Raw genomic sequence first — 17,225 nt, 5'->3', positions numbered from 1 at the left:
CCAGGACCCCTTCGTTCACGGGGTATGGGCGTTCATGGGGCAGGAGTTGCCGGGCCATGGCCAGGTCCCCGTCCCGTACATGGGCGTGGATCGTATGGGCGAGCGCTGTGACGTCGGTGATGGAGACGATCCACTCGTCGGCGTAGAGACGTGCGGCTTCGCCGTTGAGGCCGAGCTGGAGCGATCGGTGGGGAAGCGGCTGAAGATACAGGTCGCGTTCGGGGTCCCATTGCACTCGAGCCGGAGCCCGCTTCAACTGGCGCTTCCACGTGGCGCGGTCGGCGTGGAGCCTATGTTCGTAGTGGGACAGGCAGGCGTGTTCCAGTGCCCACTCGAAGCCTTCCCGGGTGATCTCGACGGCGAGGACGGTTTCCTGGCCTTCCTTGGCCCCCCACCCGCAGCGGTACATCATCCATAGGAACGACGGCTTGATCCATGTCATCCGGTCCCGCTGCCACACCGCCGGGAAACGGCCCTCCTGGGCCGCCGGCAGACCGATCTCCGGCGCGTACGCCTGGTAGACGGTGACTGTGGAGTCCGTGTGCAGGGCTCGAATCTGGTGTTTGGGATCCGCCATGCGGACCAGGGTGGGCATACCACTTCGCGTGCGCCATCGAATTACCGTGTGCGTGCGCCACGCCTACCTCCAGTCCAGCCAGCATCGTCCCTTGTGCGTTCCACGGGCCTACGCTCACGGGCCTATGGAACGCTGTCTGACCTGGTGCGAAGCCCTTCAAGATCAACACGCTATTACAACGTGATCACTGGCAAACGGCTGCTTTCGGCGACATCGGCCTGCACATGCAGCAAGACCCCGCACTCAGCAAACGCGCTGATGGCGGGGTCTTTAGGCACCTAATCCAAGGTGCCCCCGGCAGGATTCGAACCTGCGCACACGGCTCCGGAGGACGCGGCAGTCCCAGACGTTCATGCAGGTCACGCGCATCACTGACAGTTAGTCAGCCTCGCGGTCCCGTGTATGTCCCGCGAAAATGAAATGCCCCAATAGCTCTCAATGTCCCGCTAGTGCGGCCTTCGGGACGTGCCGCCGAGCCTTCGTCCCTTGGTTGGTGCCCTATTAGACCTTGATGACGGTGATGCGAGAGCCGCACAGGGCGGTTAGATCCTCGGGGTCTGAGCTGAGAATCGTCGTCGGACCGGGGGCGGCGAGGGCGGTGGCGCCGAGCATGGCGTCGATGGCGTATTTGTGGCCATGCAGGCCGGCGTCGGCGAGGAGGGCGGCGGCGTGACGGGCGATAGGTTCGGTGACCGGTTCGATGACGAGGCGGGAGAGGGTCCACTCGAGGGCCGGGCGGTTGATGCGGGGGTGAACCACTTCCACGAGGGTGGCCGCGGAAGTGATCACCCGCAGGTCGTCGGCGCGAGCGAGGGCGAGCCAGCCGGTGACGGTGCGGTCGCGAAGGATGGCCTTGGCCAGCCCTTCGCTGTCGAGGACCAGAGTGCCGCCGGGGGTAGCGGGGGAGGGGCGGGTCACGCGGCGTTCGCCCCGCCTCGCGTCTGCTGCTGGCGGGCCTGCTGGAGTTGGTCGCGCAGGGCCTGGATCTCTTCGTCGGTGACGGGCCCGTGCTCGGCCTCGGCGACCTGGATGAGCTCGTTGAGATTGTCCCGCTCGATCTGTCGCGCGACGGCGGCGGCGACATAGGCAGACAGGCCCGACGGGCCGCTGCGGGCCTTGGCGGCTTCGGCGATGTCGCGGGGCATGGTGATTGAGTACTTGCCGGTAGGGTCACTCATGCTCCCCATCCTACCTTAGATCCTACCTGCATGCGGGAGTGGCGCAGCGAACTGTCGAGTCGCTCGCTGCGGATGGCTCCATCCTTGTCTGGGGTGCGCAGAGGGGAGCGCAGCGGCGTCGTTGCTGCCGTGGCTTTATGTGGGCATCCAGGACGTTCACCTGAACAGAAGGGTGGTGGACGTCATGAGGAACTCGAAATCTCACGCGCGCGGCGTCCCCGGCAGGAGACGTGAAAGCAGGGCCGTGGCCGTTCGCCGCACAGCGGGTGCTACGGATATCAGGGCGCTGGCCGATGACCTCGGCGCGGCGCTCCTCCGTTCCGTTCGGCAAGGCGCTGCGGATGAGTCCCCTGCGGGGATCAGCCGTGGCTCGCCACAGGGTCGCGCGGCTGGGGTCAGCTGGTACGCCTTTGCTCTGGAGTACATCGAGATGAGGTGGCCACTGATCGCGGCGAAGACCCGGGATGAGACCAACGATGCGCTGTGCGCGATCACCCGGGCGATGCTCCGGGACGTGCGGGGCCGTCCGAGCGATGAACTGCTGCGGCGGGCGATGCGGGGCTGGGCGTTCGTCGTCCCATGCCCGGAGCCGTGCCAGATGCCGGCGGATGTCCGGCTGGCCCTGCGCTGGGTGGCGGGAGCCTCACGTCCGTTGGCCGATCTGATGGATCCGGCTGTGATGCGGTCGGTGTTGACAGCCCTGCGGCTCAAGCAGGATGGCGCGGTGGCGGCGGCCGAGACGCAGCGGCACAAGCACAAGGTCCTGGTCAATGCGGTTCGGTACGCCGTCGAGCAGCGCAAGTTGCCCGCCGACCCACTTGCTCCCATCAAATGGAGCGTGGCTGAGACCGTCCACCAGGTCGACCCACGGGTGGTCGCCAACCCAGGTCAGGCGCGTTCCCTGCTGCGCGCGGTCTCCTACGTCGGCAGTTACCGGCGGGCTCGTGGACGGCGGCTGGTCGGACTGTTCGCCGGGATGTACTACGCCGGGCTGCGCCCCGCCGAAGCGGTCGGGGTGTCTTTGCCCAACTGCGTGCTGCCCGCGGAGGGCTGGGGGCAGGTGACCGTGCATCGCACACTGCCGCAGGCGGGCAGGCGGTGGACTGACACTGGAAGAGCCCACGACGAGCGCGGTCTCAAGGGCCGCCCGGCTGACGACACCCGGCCCGTACCGATGCCGCCCGAGCTGGTGTCGATCTGGCGGGAGAGCATCGACACCTTCGGCACGGCGGACGACGGGCGGCTGTTCTTCAACGAGCGCGGCGGCATCGTCGGGTCCAGCGCCTACGATCGCGTCTGGCGCGAGGCCCGTGAACTTGCCCTCTCGCCCGACCTGGTGCGCTCACTGCTCGCAGGCCGTCCTTATGACCTGCGGCACTCGGCTTTGTCCACCTGGCTCAACGCCGGCGTCGATCCCACCGAGGTCGCCGAACGCGCAGGCAACAGCGTCGAGGTCCTTATGAACAGCTACGCCAAGTGCCTGTATGGACGCCAGGCGATTGCCAACCAGCGCATCACAAACCTGTTGTGCGAGTACGAATAAGCCTGCAAGCCTGCTTCGAGTGGCATTTCGGATGTCGTCGGCGGTAGCGAAGTGCTTATGTGTCTTCGAACCGTGGGGTGCCGACGCATCCGACACGCCGCAGAATTGGAGCCTGCAGGGCGTTCCATGCCCCAGTCAGGAGCCTGACCATCCGTCGTGAATCAGGCCCCTGACCTGCTATTTACCTAGTCGATTTCGGTGAACAGTTCGACCTCGTAGGCCCGTTGAGCTGTCGGACGAACCGGCTTCCAAAGTCGACCGCCCGTTGCAGCCGAGGTCGGCTCGGGAGCGGGCTGTGGCGTCGGGCGGGGCCTCCGACGGCGGCGAGGTGGCACCGTTGCTTTGACCCGTCGCCTTGATGGGGGGCGGCTGGTGCCGCGCTGGACGTGCGGCCGGTGCATGGACTTCATGGCTTTCTCCTTGGATTCCGTTACCTAATGGGTCGTTTTGCGCCCTTAAGGTGCCTTTGGGATTCGGGCGTCATCGTGTCCTGCTGCACAAACCCCGAAGCATTCCGACGATCCGTCGGAATGGCTGGGGAGGATGATTGCAGCGTGGCAGATCGGCCGAGTAATCGCCAAGCAGTATGCGTTAGCTGAACGTTAATGGGTGTCCGATGCTCCGTGGCATGCTTTCTCGTGTCGGCCGATGCGGCCGATGGTGGCGTGAGTCGTGGGGAAACAAGGGTTGGCGATCATGGAATTTCGAGTACTGGGACCGGTGGTTGCGCTGCGGGCGGGGCTGCCGGTCAGGATGAAGTCGGCGAAGGCTCTCGAACTCCTCGCTGTTCTACTCATGGCGCCCGGTCATCGTGCCTCGCACGTTAGCGTTATGCGCCACCTGTGGCCGGGTGAGGAGGCGAACGCTAATCGAATTCGCCAGTGTTTTCATCAATTGCGGCAATCGTTGCCAGATATCACCCAGCAGAACGAGCGAGGGTACTGCCAGATTCAGGCTGATCCGTTGAGTGTCGACTACGTTCGCTTCCATGAATTCTGCCGCGCTGCAGATACCGCAGGGAGCACGTCTGTGCGTCTCAAGGCGCTCAGATCAGCTCTCGGTGAGTGGCGGGGAACACCCCTGGAAGACATGCCGGAAGAAGGATTCGGACGAAAACGCGGCGAACTCATCACCGAGCTGAAGGAGGCGATGGTGGCATGTGTCCTCGCCGAATTGGAGTGCGGTCAGGCGCCTGCCGCGCTCGACCGGGCCAGCTCCGCGCTGACCCGCTGGCCGGAGAGCGAGACACTACTCGAACTCAAGGTGCGTGCCCTGCGCACGCTCGGCAGGCATGACCAGATTGAGTCGCTGCTCGCCCGCTGGGAGCGCCAGTTTGGTCGGCCCACCGTTCACTTGCTGCTCGCTGGCGAGGCAGAAGAAGCAGGGTCGGCAGCGGCTGGCAACCCATCGGCGTCGACCCGTCCGAAGCCCCGGCAGCTTCCGTCGCAGCCGGTCGAACTGATCGGCCGTCAGCCTCAGATCGGCCGACTAACGGAGACTCTCCTGGGACGTACGGCTGGGCGGAGCAAGGTTGTCGTGTTTACCGGCATGCCCGGTGTCGGGAAGACCTTCCTCGCTGTGCGGGCGGCCGCCCGGGTCGAGCAGAGCTTCCCGGACGGGATCCTCTACGTCGACCTCGGTGGATTCTCGCCAAGAGAGCCGGAGCGGCATGGCCCCGTCCTTGCCAGGCTCCTGAACGATCTCGGAGTGCGGCCCTCGACCCCGACGATGGACGGCATGGTCTCCGCTTACAGGACCGCCCTTGCGGACCGCGCAGTCCTGCTCATCCTGGACAACGCGCGTGATGAGGAGCATGTCCGCCTGCTGCTTCCCGGACTCGGGGCGAGCGCGGCGATCGTCACCAGTCGTCGTCACTTACATGGGCTGGCGATCCGGGAGGGAGCGGACCTGGTAGACCTCCCTCCGCTGGATCGGCAGGAAGCGACCGAACTGTTGAGGACACGGCTGGGTGAAGACCGGATGCGCATGGCCATCCCGTTCGTCGACGACCTGGTCGAGCACTGCGGCGGGGTGCCGCTGGCGCTCGGGATCATGGCCGCCCGAATTGCGCAACGCCCAGCTGCGGCGCTCGCAGGCGTGGTCCGCGAATTGCGACAGGAGAGCACCAGACTGCGTTCCCTTGACATGGGCTCGGAGAACCTGAGCGTTCGCCTGTCGCTGGAAGCGTCGCACAGGCTGCTGTCGGCGCCGGCGGCCAAGCTCCTTTGGCAGATGGCGGTTCACCCGGGGCCGACGGTCAGTTGGGCGGCGCTGCGGGCGCTCGAATCGGACGACGCCGTCGGCGTCAGTAACGCCATGGATGACCTGATGCGGATGAGCCTTGTGACTGAGCCGACCTTTGAGCGCTACTTTCTGCACGACCTGGTCCGTGTCTATGCCGGCGAACTGGCGGATCGGCAGGACGAAGCCGAGCGAGCCCGGGTGGTGGAGCGAGTGCTGCACTTCCTGCTGCACAACGCCTGGGTTTGTGACCGGAAGCTGGATCCTGGCCGCCGACTGCCGATTGGCGAACCACGGGACGTCGAAGTCGTGGCTCCGACTTGCGCGGCGGATGCGATGTCCTGGTTCGAGAACGAGTACTCGACGCTGACTGCTGCGGTCAGGCTTGCCGAGAATCGTGGACTCGACCGCTACACATGGTTGCTGTCGATGGCCCTGGTGACCTTCCAGTGGCGCTCTGGGCGCAATTTGGATGCGCTCAAGTACCTGACTAGCGCTCTCGAGGCTGCGAGGCGGGAGGCCGGTCCGGCGGATGTGGCTATGGTTCACCGGATGCTTGCCGGTACTTATCGCGGCCTCGGTAATTTGGCCCAGGCGACGCAAGAACTGCGCAGGGCGGTACGGGTGAGCGAGGATGACGGAGACGTTCCGGGTGTTGCCATGGGGCGTTACGTTCTAGGCGTTCTGCTGCGAGAGAACGGCGCACCGAGTGAGGCGCTGGAGCACTTCACGGCTGCCTTGTCTGCCTTCGAACGACTTGGCGATCCCTTGGGTAGCGGAGCCGCCCTTAACGGCATTGGGAGTGCCCGCTACGACTTGGGCCAGTACGACGAGGGTGTGGAGCACTGCCTGCGGTCACTGACCCTGCTGGACACTACGGATGACGTAAATGGTCGGGCACATGTGTTGTTCAGCCTGGGCCGGATCCGGGTGGCACTGGCGGAGCACGAGGCCGCCGTCATGGACTTCGAGCGTGCCCGCGACCTCTACCAGTCGCTGAATTATGGGAGCCGGGAGGCCAGGACGCTGGTCTGGCTCGCGGAAGCGCTCTGTGGTGCCGGTCGGCCTCGGGAGGCTGAGGAGGCGATCGAGCGGGCTCAGGTCCTGCTGGGAGAACTGGGTGAGAGTGACCTCGACACGGCTGTCGAGCAGTTGAGGTGCCTGCCGTGACAGCGAGTCCCCAAGGGAGGATCACGGTCCGGACAAGCCGAGCCGGTATGGGGCCGTTGGGTCGGGTCGCGTGGCCTTCGGGGACGCGAGGGAGCCAGACGTTGGCAGCATTGGCCGTAGGTAGCCCAACACCTCGGCCACGCCGCTTGGCCGCTCGTGCGGATCGACGGAAACCATGGCGAGCGCGAGGCTCCGGAGCCCTTCCGGCATCTCGGCACGGAAGTCGATTGGGAAGGCTGAGGTCGTGCCGTCGGGCGGACTCTCCCGGCCGCTGTACGGCAACTCTGACACGGTCATCGCGAACAACATGGCGCCGAGGGAGAAGACGTCGGCCTGCGGGGTGAGCACCGAGGTTGGGTCGTACTGCTCCGGGGCGGCGTATCCGGGAGTGCCGCGAGGATCGGCGTTCTCCTCTCCGATCGCGACAGAGATGCCCACATCCAGCAGCCGGACCCGGCCGTCGGGTTGCATCATGACGTTGTTCGGTGTGACGTCCCGATGGACATATCTCTCGGCGTGCACGCCATTCAGAATCTCGCAGAGCTGTGCGACAACCGACATGGCTGCAGCGGCCGGAACGGGATGGTGCTCGTTGATCCACGACGCGACCGTGATGCCCTCGATGAGTTCCATCACGATGTACCGGCGTTCGCTCCATCCATAGCGACCGTCCCCCAACACCTCCGGGATCCCCCGCACGTTCGACATGAATCGAAGTCGTTCGAGCTCCTTTTCTAGATGTTGGCCGAAATAGGAATAGTCGGCCGTCGACTCGAAGGTCCGGTGAAACTGTGATTTGACCGCCACGTCCTTGCGGAGGTGCTCGTCCCGGGCAACGAAGATCTCGCCTTCGCCGCCGTGACCGAGCGGTCGCAAAACTCGGTAACGGCCGTTCAGAAGAGTTCCAGGAAGCAAGGCGCACGCTCCGTACCCGAAAGAAAATTTCCCGGCCGGCTCGATCGCATGCCCCGGGGTGCAGAGAAGTGAGGACATTATGACAGCGAGTTGGCCACCCGACGGCCTGGTTGGGGATTCCGGCGTCATTGAGGTACGCCTGGGCATGTTCGGTCCAGAGCGGTACCGATGCCCGGCGTCCGATGCGCTGAAGGCTCGCGGACTGCGGCCGCGCGAGCGGGCCGCTTGGAAGCCCGAGGTGCTGAACCCGTTTCCGAACGGGCCCTTCATGGACGAGGCTGACAAACTCGAATGGCCGGTGGACGAGCCTCCGCCGAGCGTGTCTCGCGGCGGTCGGCGGCGTCCGCTGCACGACGGCGTTCGGCAGTGGACCGAGCATGCGCTCCGGACGTACCAGGAGGCGTTCTCTGCGGATCTGGACCTCCGACTCACCCGTCGGCCTTGGGTATACAGGCACCACCGCCCAAGCAGCGAAGGGCGGGGCACTGTGGAGTACCGGATCACAGCGTGGGGACTGTGCTTCGAGTCCGACGACGGCCGCTTGCGTGAGCTACGCCTACCGGTCAACCGGCTTCGTAAGCGCAGCGCGGCGGAGCGCGCCGTGGCCGCCCTGGTTGTGGCGGAGGGGAATCTCGATCCCCGGCTCGAATGGGTCAGGGTTGTCCAGTTCGCGCTGTCCGACGGTCGAACGGACACGATCTTCGATGGCAATCGGGACGAGGCATTGGCCTTGTACCGGGCCGACGGGGCGCCCGCTGTCCGCGCACTGCTCGACAGCCAGGAGTACCGGCCCGGTACTGCCTGTACTTCGTGTGCTGTTGCGCCGGTCTGTCCGGCGCTTCCGCGGGCTGAGGGGCTCCTCGGGATAGCCGATCGGAGTCGGCCGCGGCGTAGTTGGTCCTCGACCACCGGGCGGGGGCACCGGAGCTGTCCGGCCCGCGGCTATCTGCGCGGCCTTCGGCTCCCAGCCGATGACACCGTGGAGCGGGGGGCAGCCGTCGAGCGTGGTCGGGCGGTCCACGCGTTCCTCGCTGAGCGGCATGGCCAGTGGTCGGGTACGCCGTGTACCCCCGAGATCCCAGCGAACTGGGTGCCTGAGGACTACCGGCTCCCCAACGAGGAGCGGCAGCTCGGGGCCGAGTTATTGCGTCATCACGCCGAGGTGTGCCCACTCCGTACGGCTGAACCGCGATCGGAGATCCAGACTGAGCCCCGGCTGGTGTTCGACGACACCGCTGCCGACTTGCTGGTCTTGGCGGAGCCCGACCTGCTGTACCGGGAAGCGGGTTCCTGGATCTGGCGGGAGACCAAGACCTCCGCCAGTGACCGTCCGCGTCGCAACATACTGGCCACCTATCCTCAACTGGCCTTGGGCGTCCGTGTCATTGCTGGTGGCGTGCTGCCCAGACCGCAGGCCGGAGGACGGGTCGAACTGGAACTGCTGCACCCCGGAGGCGTCGATCTGCGGATCCTCGACCCGTTTGCTCCGGAGACCCAGGCTGCCGCTGAGGCGGTACTGCGCGAGCAAGTTTCGGGCTGGCACGCGGAGACGCTCTTCGAGGCCGTCCCTGGTGCCGAGTGTGCCACCTGCGAGGTGGCCAGATGGTGCTCTGCCCGGCGGCCGCAGGGGCACGGAGCGGGGACAAGCCGGTGAGTGGGGATGAACGAACGGATGTTGACCTCCTCACGGAGGTGGCCCGGGGCGTGATTGAACTGATTTCAGTGGACCGATCGTCGACATTCCGGCTGCCTTATCCGTCGAGCCTCCAGTTGGCGCTGGACCGCGTGGTGCTGTTAGGGCTGATGCACGGTCAACCGGTGCCCGTCGGAGTGCCAGAGCTGCTGCTTTGGTTCAGGGAGCGCGGGCCTTCGGGATGGCCACTGGCGTTGCCAAGCGGTTTCCTGACCGACGATGCCCGCTTGATCGATCCCGCGGCGGGCGAACCGACCCGGACCTGCGCCGAACTGGCCTCCCTTGGCCCGCGTGGCGCGCTGGAGCAGGAGGCCGAGACCCGGCTCGCTGAACTTGCTGACGCCTGCGGCACCGTGGAGCGCTTCGCACTTTGCCGCGACTTCCTCATCCGGCGGCCCATCATCCTCCGGTTCGACCCGATGGAGATGCTCCAGCCGACTGTGGCTCAGACCTGGAAGCTGGTCAAAGACCTCTATGCCCCCGTGCCAGACCGCTTCACTATCGACGGGCTGGTACACCGCTGCAAAAGCTGTCTGCTGCTTGCCAAACCCGTGACGACGGCCGGTCCCTGGTGCGAGGGCGGTTGTTTACCGGGGGACCGCGAATTCGAATCGTCGCACCAACTCGGGCACGCCCTGGCTCTGCCGTTCGGGCTCAGGCTCTTCCTCGCGCTCCCAGGCCGCACCGAACATGCCGTCCGTTCTCGCCTCACGTCGCAGGCCCAGTTGCTCCCGCTGGGTTTGGGTGTCCACCGCGCCGTCGGCCACGACGGGACACTCCACACCTTTCAGGTCCACAACCGGGAACAGCCTGTTCCAGCCGCCCTGCGGGCAGCGGATGTTGCTGCCCGGCTCGGCGGACCTCTGGACGTCGTAGTCCCGGACGAGCTCGTGGCGTACGCCGGGTACCGGCAGGACTTCGACCGTGCGCTGCCCGCCGGCGCACGGGTGCGTCTGCTGTCCGCGAGCGAGTTCACCACACCGGAGCCAACCGTCCGAGCGAGGAAGAATCATGCGTAGCACCGCCCAGTCGCTGGGTGAGGTGGTCAGCTGTCTGTTGAAAGCCGCACCGCAGATAAAAAGGGCCCGGTTGGTCTCCCTTTGTGAGATCGAGGTTGGTCTCGTCCTTCAGGAGCGATTTGCTGCCGGCGCGCCGGCAGCGGATGCCTGGACGCTTTTCAGCGGGTACCCGTTCGCGTGGGCCTGGGAAGCCGTAGATGCGGCCGGGCAACGAACCCTCCGCACGGCCCGGCACACACTATGGACCTGGGGCCGTCGTCTGGCCTGGACCGAGGCGCTTGAGGAGTACCAGCGGCTTGACCGCCAGCTCCGTGCCTATGAGGTCGCCGATCCGGGCCTTCCGGCCGTCCGGCGCTCCTCGTTGTCGGTGGCACCGGACCGTTGGGAGACGTACGAGCTGCTGCTGCGCGAGGCACCGAAGTTCGCCGGACGCCCCTTGACGTTCGCGAAGGCCGGCCGGCATGCCTTCCCGATCGGTCGGCATCTGACCACCGTCCAGCTCCCTGAGCACAGCCTGCCGCCACCGGTCGGCCACGACCTTGCGGCACCCCCGGCGAACGAGGGTGAGCCGCTGACCTTCCGATGGGACGACCTGGTGAAGACTGCGGAGTTCATGGACTCGGTCAAATCTGAGAATTGGACCGGACGGCTGGATGCGATCCACCTTTTCACTCGCCAGGCCGGCAAGTTCAAATGTGCGGACTCCTTCGAGGTAGCGGGGATCCAGCATCTGCTGGGCATCGTCGGCGCCGGCAAGAGCACCCTGCGGGACGTGCTGGCGGTACACCTGGCCAGGCGGCGCCTTCGGGCGACCGTGGTGGTTGGGGACGTTGCCGAGCAGCTCAAGCTGGTTCAGCTGTACAACACGTACGTCCCCGGTTCGGCTGCCCCGGTGCTCGGCGCGACGGGCCGTCAGCAACACGCCGAACGGCTGCACCGGCGGCTGGTCGGCCGTGGCTCGCGCAATCTGCTTACCCACGACGACGCTGGGTTCGCTTACCTGAGTACGTCCTGTGCCCTGAACGCGCTACGGCACGCAGATGGTCAACCCGCCGACGACCTGCTCGGTTTCGGCGAGGCACCGTGCACCAGGCTGCAACCGCCCGGCAGTCGCGGCGACTACGCGGACGACCTGTGGATACGGCGTCGGGTGGCCTGCCCGTTCTGGTCGGGCTGCCCCCGCCATCACGGTGCCCGCGAACTGGTCGATGCGGCTGTCTGGGTCGCCACACCGCCCAGCCTGATCGACTCGGCGGTGCCGCACCCGCAGAATCACGAGCGCATCCGCTACCTCGAACTCGCCTGCCGGCGCAGCGACCTGGTGATCGTCGACGAAGCAGACCGGGTCCAGATGCAACTCGACCGGATGTTCGCGCCCGGCATCCCGCTGATCGGCGGGGGTCCCGACACTCGGTCTTTTCTTGACGATGTCAACCAGCATCGCATCCGTGAGTTGGCCGGTGCTGGGCGGATCCAGCTGTCGGACCGGGACGTTGAGAACTGGTCGGCTGCTGTCAACACCACGCAGACCGCAGCGGACCGCCTGGTCGCCATGTTGGTGAGTGACGTCGGCCTGCGCGATTGGGTCAGGACCGGTTATTTTAGCGCCTGGACGCTCCAGCTCCGCCTGTTGGAGGAGCGGTACCCGCTGCCGGAAGATTACGACGGCACTCAGGCTGAGGCGGCGGAGCCCGACGCCGAGCGTTCTCTTCGGGTGCCGCGGCGCCGACTGACCGAAATCCTTGACGGCTTCCGAGAGAATCCGTTCGGTGACCGGCGCCAGATCCCCGAGGACGGCGTTGCACTCACCGGCCTGCTGAGCGAACTACTACACACCAACTACCGCGAGAACACCCGCAGTCGGCTGGAGATGGTGGTCCGTGACCTCTTCGACCTCGATCCCCTCCTGGAGCCGAATGACGAGGGCCGGGAGCGTTACCAGGAGCTGCGTGCCCGCGCCAAAGGTGAGTGGGGGCGGAAACCTGCGCAGCGTGCGGCGAGCCGCAGGAGGGCCAAGCGCCGGAGGAAGGACTGTCTGCCGGAGGACCCGGAACAGTGGCTGAGCCTACTGATGAACCGCTTTGAGTTCACCTTGCTGCTCAGCGCGCTGGAGCCCAAACTCGCCCTGATCAACGCCATGTGGCCGCGCGTCGCGGCGGCACTCAACCTGGGCTTCAACGAGATGTACCGCAGGCCGCTCGACTACGGCCCGATGGTGCCCGAGGCGCCTATGGGCAATGTGATCGGCTTTCAGTTCCTGATGGAAGGCCCGGACCTCGGCGGAGCGCGTACCGGAGAGTTGCGCTTCTTCCGCTGTAGCGGGCTCGGCCGGGAACTGCTCCGTGCGATGCCTGACCTGCCGACGGTGGACGGTCGACCCGGCACCAATGTCCTGTTGATGTCGGGCAGCAGCTGGGCCGGGAGCTCTAGCCGTTACCACATCCCGGTGCCTATCGGCGTGATCATTGAGCCGGATCCGAAGGAACTGAAACGGATCGTTGAACAGAGCGAGTTCCGCTTCGAGTTCGTCCGCGACGACTGTTTGTGCCGTGTGGCGTGTGAGTGCCAGGCGCCTAATGAGGCAGAGCGGCTCTCGGGTGAGCCACTCGACCAGCGAGCCGCCATCCTGCGCCGAATGGCCATCGCCCTTGGTAAGGACGACACCGGAATCAGCCGTCTCCAGGAGGAGTTGAGGCTCCTCCCGGAGAACCGCCGTCACATCCTCCTGCTTGTCGGCAGCTATGAGGAAGCCAAGCTTGTGGCGGACACCTTGCACACCCTTAACAAGCGCTGGAGGGGCAGAGTCCGTCGGCTGGTGTCCGACGACGACCCCAGCGCTGGCACATGGTCGGATGACGACGAACACCACGCCCCCGTTCTGCGCCGCGGCGACGTGGAGACGCTGGCCAACACCAATGCCGACATCTTGGTGGCGCCTCTGCTAGCAGTGGAACGCGGACACAACATCCTCGACCTCGACCGCCGGCACGCTGCAATCGGGTCGATCTACTTCCTCGCCCGGCCCAACCCACGTCCCGACGACCTTGGCCTCGCGGTGCACGCGATCAACGACTGGATCGTGCGGGCCATCGACGGTGGGGAGTTCACCGACTGGGTCAGGGGCGAGCTCACCTTGGGCCTGGGCGCCCGCAAGGTCAGGGACCTGGCCCGTTCTCAGTGGTACCGGGTATTGGCCAGGAGCATGGCCTGGAGCCGTCTGAGCGATGACGACCGGAAGCAGGTCACCTGGGATCTACTCGTGCTGATCTGGCAGGTGATCGGCCGCTCCGTGCGCGGCGCGGTACCCACCCGGGTCGCCTTCGTTGACGCCGCGTTCGCGCCCAACCTGGCCACCGGCCAGTCGCCAGGTCAGCCGGACACCCCGAAGACCAGTCTCCTGCACAGCATCCATGCCGTGCTCAGGCCCTACTTCACCCCGGACACTCCTGTGCCCGCGGCCGACCGGCACATCGTCCAGGCGCTCTACCGGCCGATGTGGACTGCCCTCGACCGCTGCCTCATCCAGTTCACCGACGAAGGGAACACCGCATGCACCGCCTGATCAGCACCACCGCCTATGAACCGGACCCGCAGGCCGGAGCCTGGACCGAGCAATATCGCGTTATCAATTTTCCAGAGGAATGGCGGACCGAGTTCATGGACCTCTACCGGCGACGGTGGCGTCGCCGGGAACAACCGGTGGGCCTGCCGATCAGCAAGCTCAACGACCTACTTCGGGCCACAGCCCCGGGCCTGGTGGCCACCGGGCGGGGAGCCGGAAACAGCGCTGAGTCTCCCTGGTTCTACGCGTCCGAGGAGATGCCGGCCGAACTGGTCGCCCCGTTGTTGGTCTCGTGGGTGATGACCCTGCCGCCCAGCACCGATTCCGATGCCGAGCGTGCGGCCGACCACCAAGCGGCCCTGGATCGGGCACTGGCTTTGATCGACCGGCACACCCCACAGTGGCGGCACGAGTCCTTGGACCTCACCGCAGCGGAGCCCTCCCCGGGAGGCACGGCCCAACCCGACCGGAGGCTCTACCACCTGCTGCCCGAGTGGATCGGCGCCAGGCTCGCTGCTCGCCCTCTCCACCTCAACGGCGTTGACCTCTCCTTCCGGCTGGTCACCCGCGACCAGGGCGTCGAGCTGGTCAGCTGGCCGCCACGGACATACACCCGAGGGAAAAGCACCTGGTACTACTCGGGTCTGGTGACCATCACCGTCCAGACCGTGCCGTTCGCCGCGAGATTCAGGGTGCACGTCTCCTACGGGATCCGCCGCTGGGCCACCGGATCGCCCGTCCGGCTGCCGGAGGGCCGAGGTGCGACTGCCCTGCTCGACGCACCTCTGCCCTGGTCTGGGGCCGACGGTTCGCGCCGACGGCTGACTGCCAACTCCCTGGCCTTCGACCGTGGCCTGGGCATGCTGTCCTGGAGCCGGCATAGCCTGGTCGACCTGCTGCCCGAACTCGACGTGCTTCGGGCCTACCCCAAGCCGACCGAGTTGATCACCGAACCGGTGGACTGGATCGAGGGCCGTGACGGAGTTGCCGCAGGCATCCTGCACAGCACGGCGATGGGCCGGCACGGCGTCGGCACCGGACTTATGCCACTCGAACGTTCGCTCCTCGATCAGTGGTTTGAGGAGAGTCTCCACCCAGTCCTGCGTCGAGTGCCCGACCTGGAACGCGCGCATCGGAAGGCCAAGCCCGCCCTGCTGCCCACCTCTGCGACGAAGGATCTGGAGAAGCAGGAGGTGTGCTCCCGACGGCGCGTGCAAGCGCGGCGCGACGCGGTGCGCGCGGCACTCGGCGGGCAGCCGCTGCTGATAGACGTGCTCTGGCAGACCGAGGAAACCCGCGACGAGTTAATCGCGATGCTTCGCGAGTGGTTGGGACTTCCGACCGGCTCCGGCGGAGTGGAAGGCGACTATGAGTGGCAGGACGGAGACCTGCACGTTGTGCTCCGTGCCCGGCCACTTGGTGCCCTGGGCGCCCCGTTGTTGGTCGTCCGGAAATCCGGCCGGTCGCGAGCCCAGGCACTGGCCGAGGCCGTGCGGGAGCGGGCCGCGCTGACAGCTGTCCAGCTTGGCCCTCGAACCAGTCCGGTGGGGCTGGCGATCGTAGAGACGCTGGGCCCCGATCGGTTCTCAGTACAGGACTCCGACCCCAAGTCGGCCCTGCGGCACGGCTGCGCCGCAGCCCGGCGGGTCAGCCAGTTCATCGTCGTACCGGAGGACTCCGACGGGGCTGTGGCTCTGCGCGCCCGGTCCGCCCTGGCTGACGGGATGCGCCAGCTCGGGGCCGTGGTCCCGCCGGATCAGCGGCTGGACGAGGCACTGGCAGACGACCTCCAATACCTTGCGCTCTGGCAGGTCCGGCGAAAGGCCAACGGACCGACGCGGCAGGCCGGACAGCGCCTGGTCGCTCTCCGGATCCGCCCACACGATCCGGTGCACCCCGTACGAGGGTGGGACGACGCCCGTAAGAAATGGGTACCTTACGCCCAACTGCTGCTCACCCTTGCCACCGATGGCGCCGTGGCGGATGCCACCGCAACGCGCACCCGATCAGGCCGATTTGCCTCGACTACCGAGGAGCGGCGCGACGAGGTCGAGCGCCAGATCAGGTCGCTGCTCTACCAGGTGCGCGACCGGCCGACCCTACTGCTGGCGAACAGCGGCAACCTGCGTGAGGCTTGGCCCGGCCTCAACAACGGCCAGTTGCGCAGAGACATGGTCACGTTCCATGGCGAGCCGCCCGCCCGGCTCGCGCTCTTCGGAAGGGACCTGCGGATGGTGCTGCTTCGGGACGCCAACAGTCGTGGCGAGACACCCCAGTGGTACGCACCTGCCGAGACCGATGAGGAGACGCCAGGGTTCTCCGCCGGTCTGTGGGCGGCACAGGGCGCGGGCCCGGACGATCGGGTGTTCATCAGTACCGTCGGCAAGCCGCCCGCTGCGGGCACGGTTCGGAATGACCTGCGCAAGCTGGTGCCCCACAAGGATTGGCCACACGGCCCCGCAGCCACCGCCTGGAACCCGCAGGCTCTGGAACTCACCGTACTCGGCTGCCTGTCCGAGTCGGCTCTGGCGGCCGCAGGGCGCGCCGGTATAGCCCCGGACCGGCCCGCCGTGGTTGCAGCGGCCGCCCATCAGCTGCGCTTCCACGATGAGTACCACCCGCTCTCCCGGCCCCTCCCGCTACACCTCGCGAAGCTGGCCGAGGAGTACTTCCTACCTCTTGCCGTGGCCCCGGCTCCGGTAGCCGAGCAGGACTCTCAATAGTCGTCTGCGACGCGATATAGGCAGTTCCGCGGTTGTCTCCAGCATGAGGCGGGAAAGCCCCTGGCCAGCAGGAGCATTCCGCTGGTGCCGAGGAGCGCGGCGCTCCACTAGATCTGAAGCCCGTGAGGTACCCCGGTTTCAGGCTCTGACCCCCTCGGCTCAGGAAAGTGGAACGGCCTGCTCAGACGTCTGCCTTGTTCGCTTCCCTCGCCGCAAACATGCAGCTCACAAGCGGGTCGTGGCTCCAGGAACCCCGATTTAGACGCCTCCGTCCCGCGCATATCCCGCAGGGAGCGATGTCACGGGATCGGACAATTGGGATTTCGGTCTACCGGTGCGCCAAAATCCCAGGTCGGAATGCGTGGGTTGGCGAGTGCACATGGCTTACTTGGCCGTTGCTGTTTCGGCATGCACAAGAAAGGCCCTGACCGGCGTTTCCGCTGGTCAGGGCCCCAATCCGGAGTGCCCCCGGCAGGATTCGAACCTGCGCACACGGCTCCGGAGGCCATCAGGGGCCGTTGCGCTTCTGGGGCGCTGACCTGCGGCGGAGGTGCGGTCCCGGTCTCCGCTGATGAAGATCATTACGCCCCTATTACGTGGGCGG

Annotated in this window: 10 protein-coding genes; 6 read left to right on the top strand and 4 right to left on the bottom strand. The window is 66.4% G+C overall.

What is annotated here, in order from left to right; all coding sequences use genetic code 11:
* From AB0P24_RS43735 to AB0P24_RS43725, 3 genes are all read right to left on the bottom strand, one after another.
* On the bottom strand, positions 1 to 577 hold a 577-nt coding region (locus tag AB0P24_RS43735; protein ID WP_365804311.1), incomplete at its 3' end, for a DUF4291 domain-containing protein.
* 501 nt (positions 578 to 1,078) lie between these two features.
* Positions 1,079 to 1,495 (bottom strand): PIN domain-containing protein, encoded by a 417-nt coding sequence (locus AB0P24_RS43730; protein ID WP_365804309.1) that lies wholly within the window; start codon positions 1,493 to 1,495, stop codon positions 1,079 to 1,081.
* Positions 1,492 to 1,755, bottom strand: coding sequence for a hypothetical protein (locus AB0P24_RS43725; protein ID WP_020123586.1), 264 nt, complete (start codon positions 1,753 to 1,755; stop codon positions 1,492 to 1,494). Before AB0P24_RS43725 ends, AB0P24_RS43730 begins: the two co-directional genes overlap by 4 nt.
* 430 nt (positions 1,756 to 2,185) lie before the next feature.
* Between AB0P24_RS43725 and AB0P24_RS43720 the strand changes: the two genes are divergently transcribed.
* Together AB0P24_RS43720 and AB0P24_RS43715 are read left to right on the top strand one after the other, a co-directional pair.
* On the top strand, positions 2,186 to 3,298 hold the full coding sequence (locus tag AB0P24_RS43720; RefSeq protein ID WP_365804307.1) for a site-specific integrase: 1,113 nt from the start codon (positions 2,186 to 2,188) through the stop codon (positions 3,296 to 3,298).
* 696 nt (positions 3,299 to 3,994) lie between these two features.
* Positions 3,995 to 6,709 carry a tetratricopeptide repeat protein gene (locus AB0P24_RS43715; RefSeq protein WP_365804313.1) on the top strand — a complete coding sequence of 905 codons (2,715 nt, stop codon included), beginning with the start codon at positions 3,995 to 3,997 and terminating at the stop codon, positions 6,707 to 6,709.
* Positions 6,710 to 6,730: 21 nt separating this feature from the next.
* Here the strand turns inward: AB0P24_RS43715 and AB0P24_RS43710 are convergent, their stop codons facing one another.
* Positions 6,731 to 7,624: a serine/threonine-protein kinase gene (locus AB0P24_RS43710; RefSeq protein ID WP_365804305.1), complete on the bottom strand. Its 894-nt coding sequence runs from the start codon at positions 7,622 to 7,624 to the stop codon at positions 6,731 to 6,733.
* Positions 7,625 to 7,703: 79 nt separating this feature from the next.
* Here AB0P24_RS43710 and AB0P24_RS43705 point away from each other — a divergent pair, with 79 nt between their 5' ends.
* Genes AB0P24_RS43705 through AB0P24_RS43690 form a run of 4 tightly spaced genes read left to right on the top strand, consistent with a single transcriptional unit; the run spans position 7,704 to position 16,621 of the window.
* Positions 7,704 to 9,278, top strand: coding sequence for a PD-(D/E)XK nuclease family protein (locus tag AB0P24_RS43705; RefSeq protein WP_365804303.1), 1,575 nt, complete (start codon positions 7,704 to 7,706; stop codon positions 9,276 to 9,278).
* Positions 9,227 to 10,336: a hypothetical protein gene (locus tag AB0P24_RS43700; protein ID WP_365804300.1), complete on the top strand. Its 1,110-nt coding sequence runs from the start codon at positions 9,227 to 9,229 to the stop codon at positions 10,334 to 10,336. Before AB0P24_RS43705 ends, AB0P24_RS43700 begins: the two co-directional genes overlap by 52 nt.
* Positions 10,329 to 13,898, top strand: coding sequence for a hypothetical protein (locus tag AB0P24_RS43695; protein ID WP_365804298.1), 3,570 nt, complete (start codon positions 10,329 to 10,331; stop codon positions 13,896 to 13,898). The genes AB0P24_RS43700 and AB0P24_RS43695 overlap by 8 nt, the downstream gene beginning before the upstream one ends.
* On the top strand, positions 13,886 to 16,621 hold the full coding sequence (locus AB0P24_RS43690; protein ID WP_365804296.1) for a DUF3962 domain-containing protein: 2,736 nt from the start codon (positions 13,886 to 13,888) through the stop codon (positions 16,619 to 16,621). Before AB0P24_RS43695 ends, AB0P24_RS43690 begins: the two co-directional genes overlap by 13 nt.
* The last annotated feature ends 604 nt before the right edge of the window (positions 16,622 to 17,225 follow it).

This window comes from Streptomyces sp. NPDC086519 (assembly GCF_040686075.1).
In the GTDB taxonomy this organism is placed as follows: Bacteria; Actinomycetota; Actinomycetes; order Streptomycetales; family Streptomycetaceae; genus Streptomyces; species Streptomyces shenzhenensis.
Note: the sequence above shows the minus strand (reverse complement) of the source record. Positions and strands in the feature narration are given on the sequence as shown.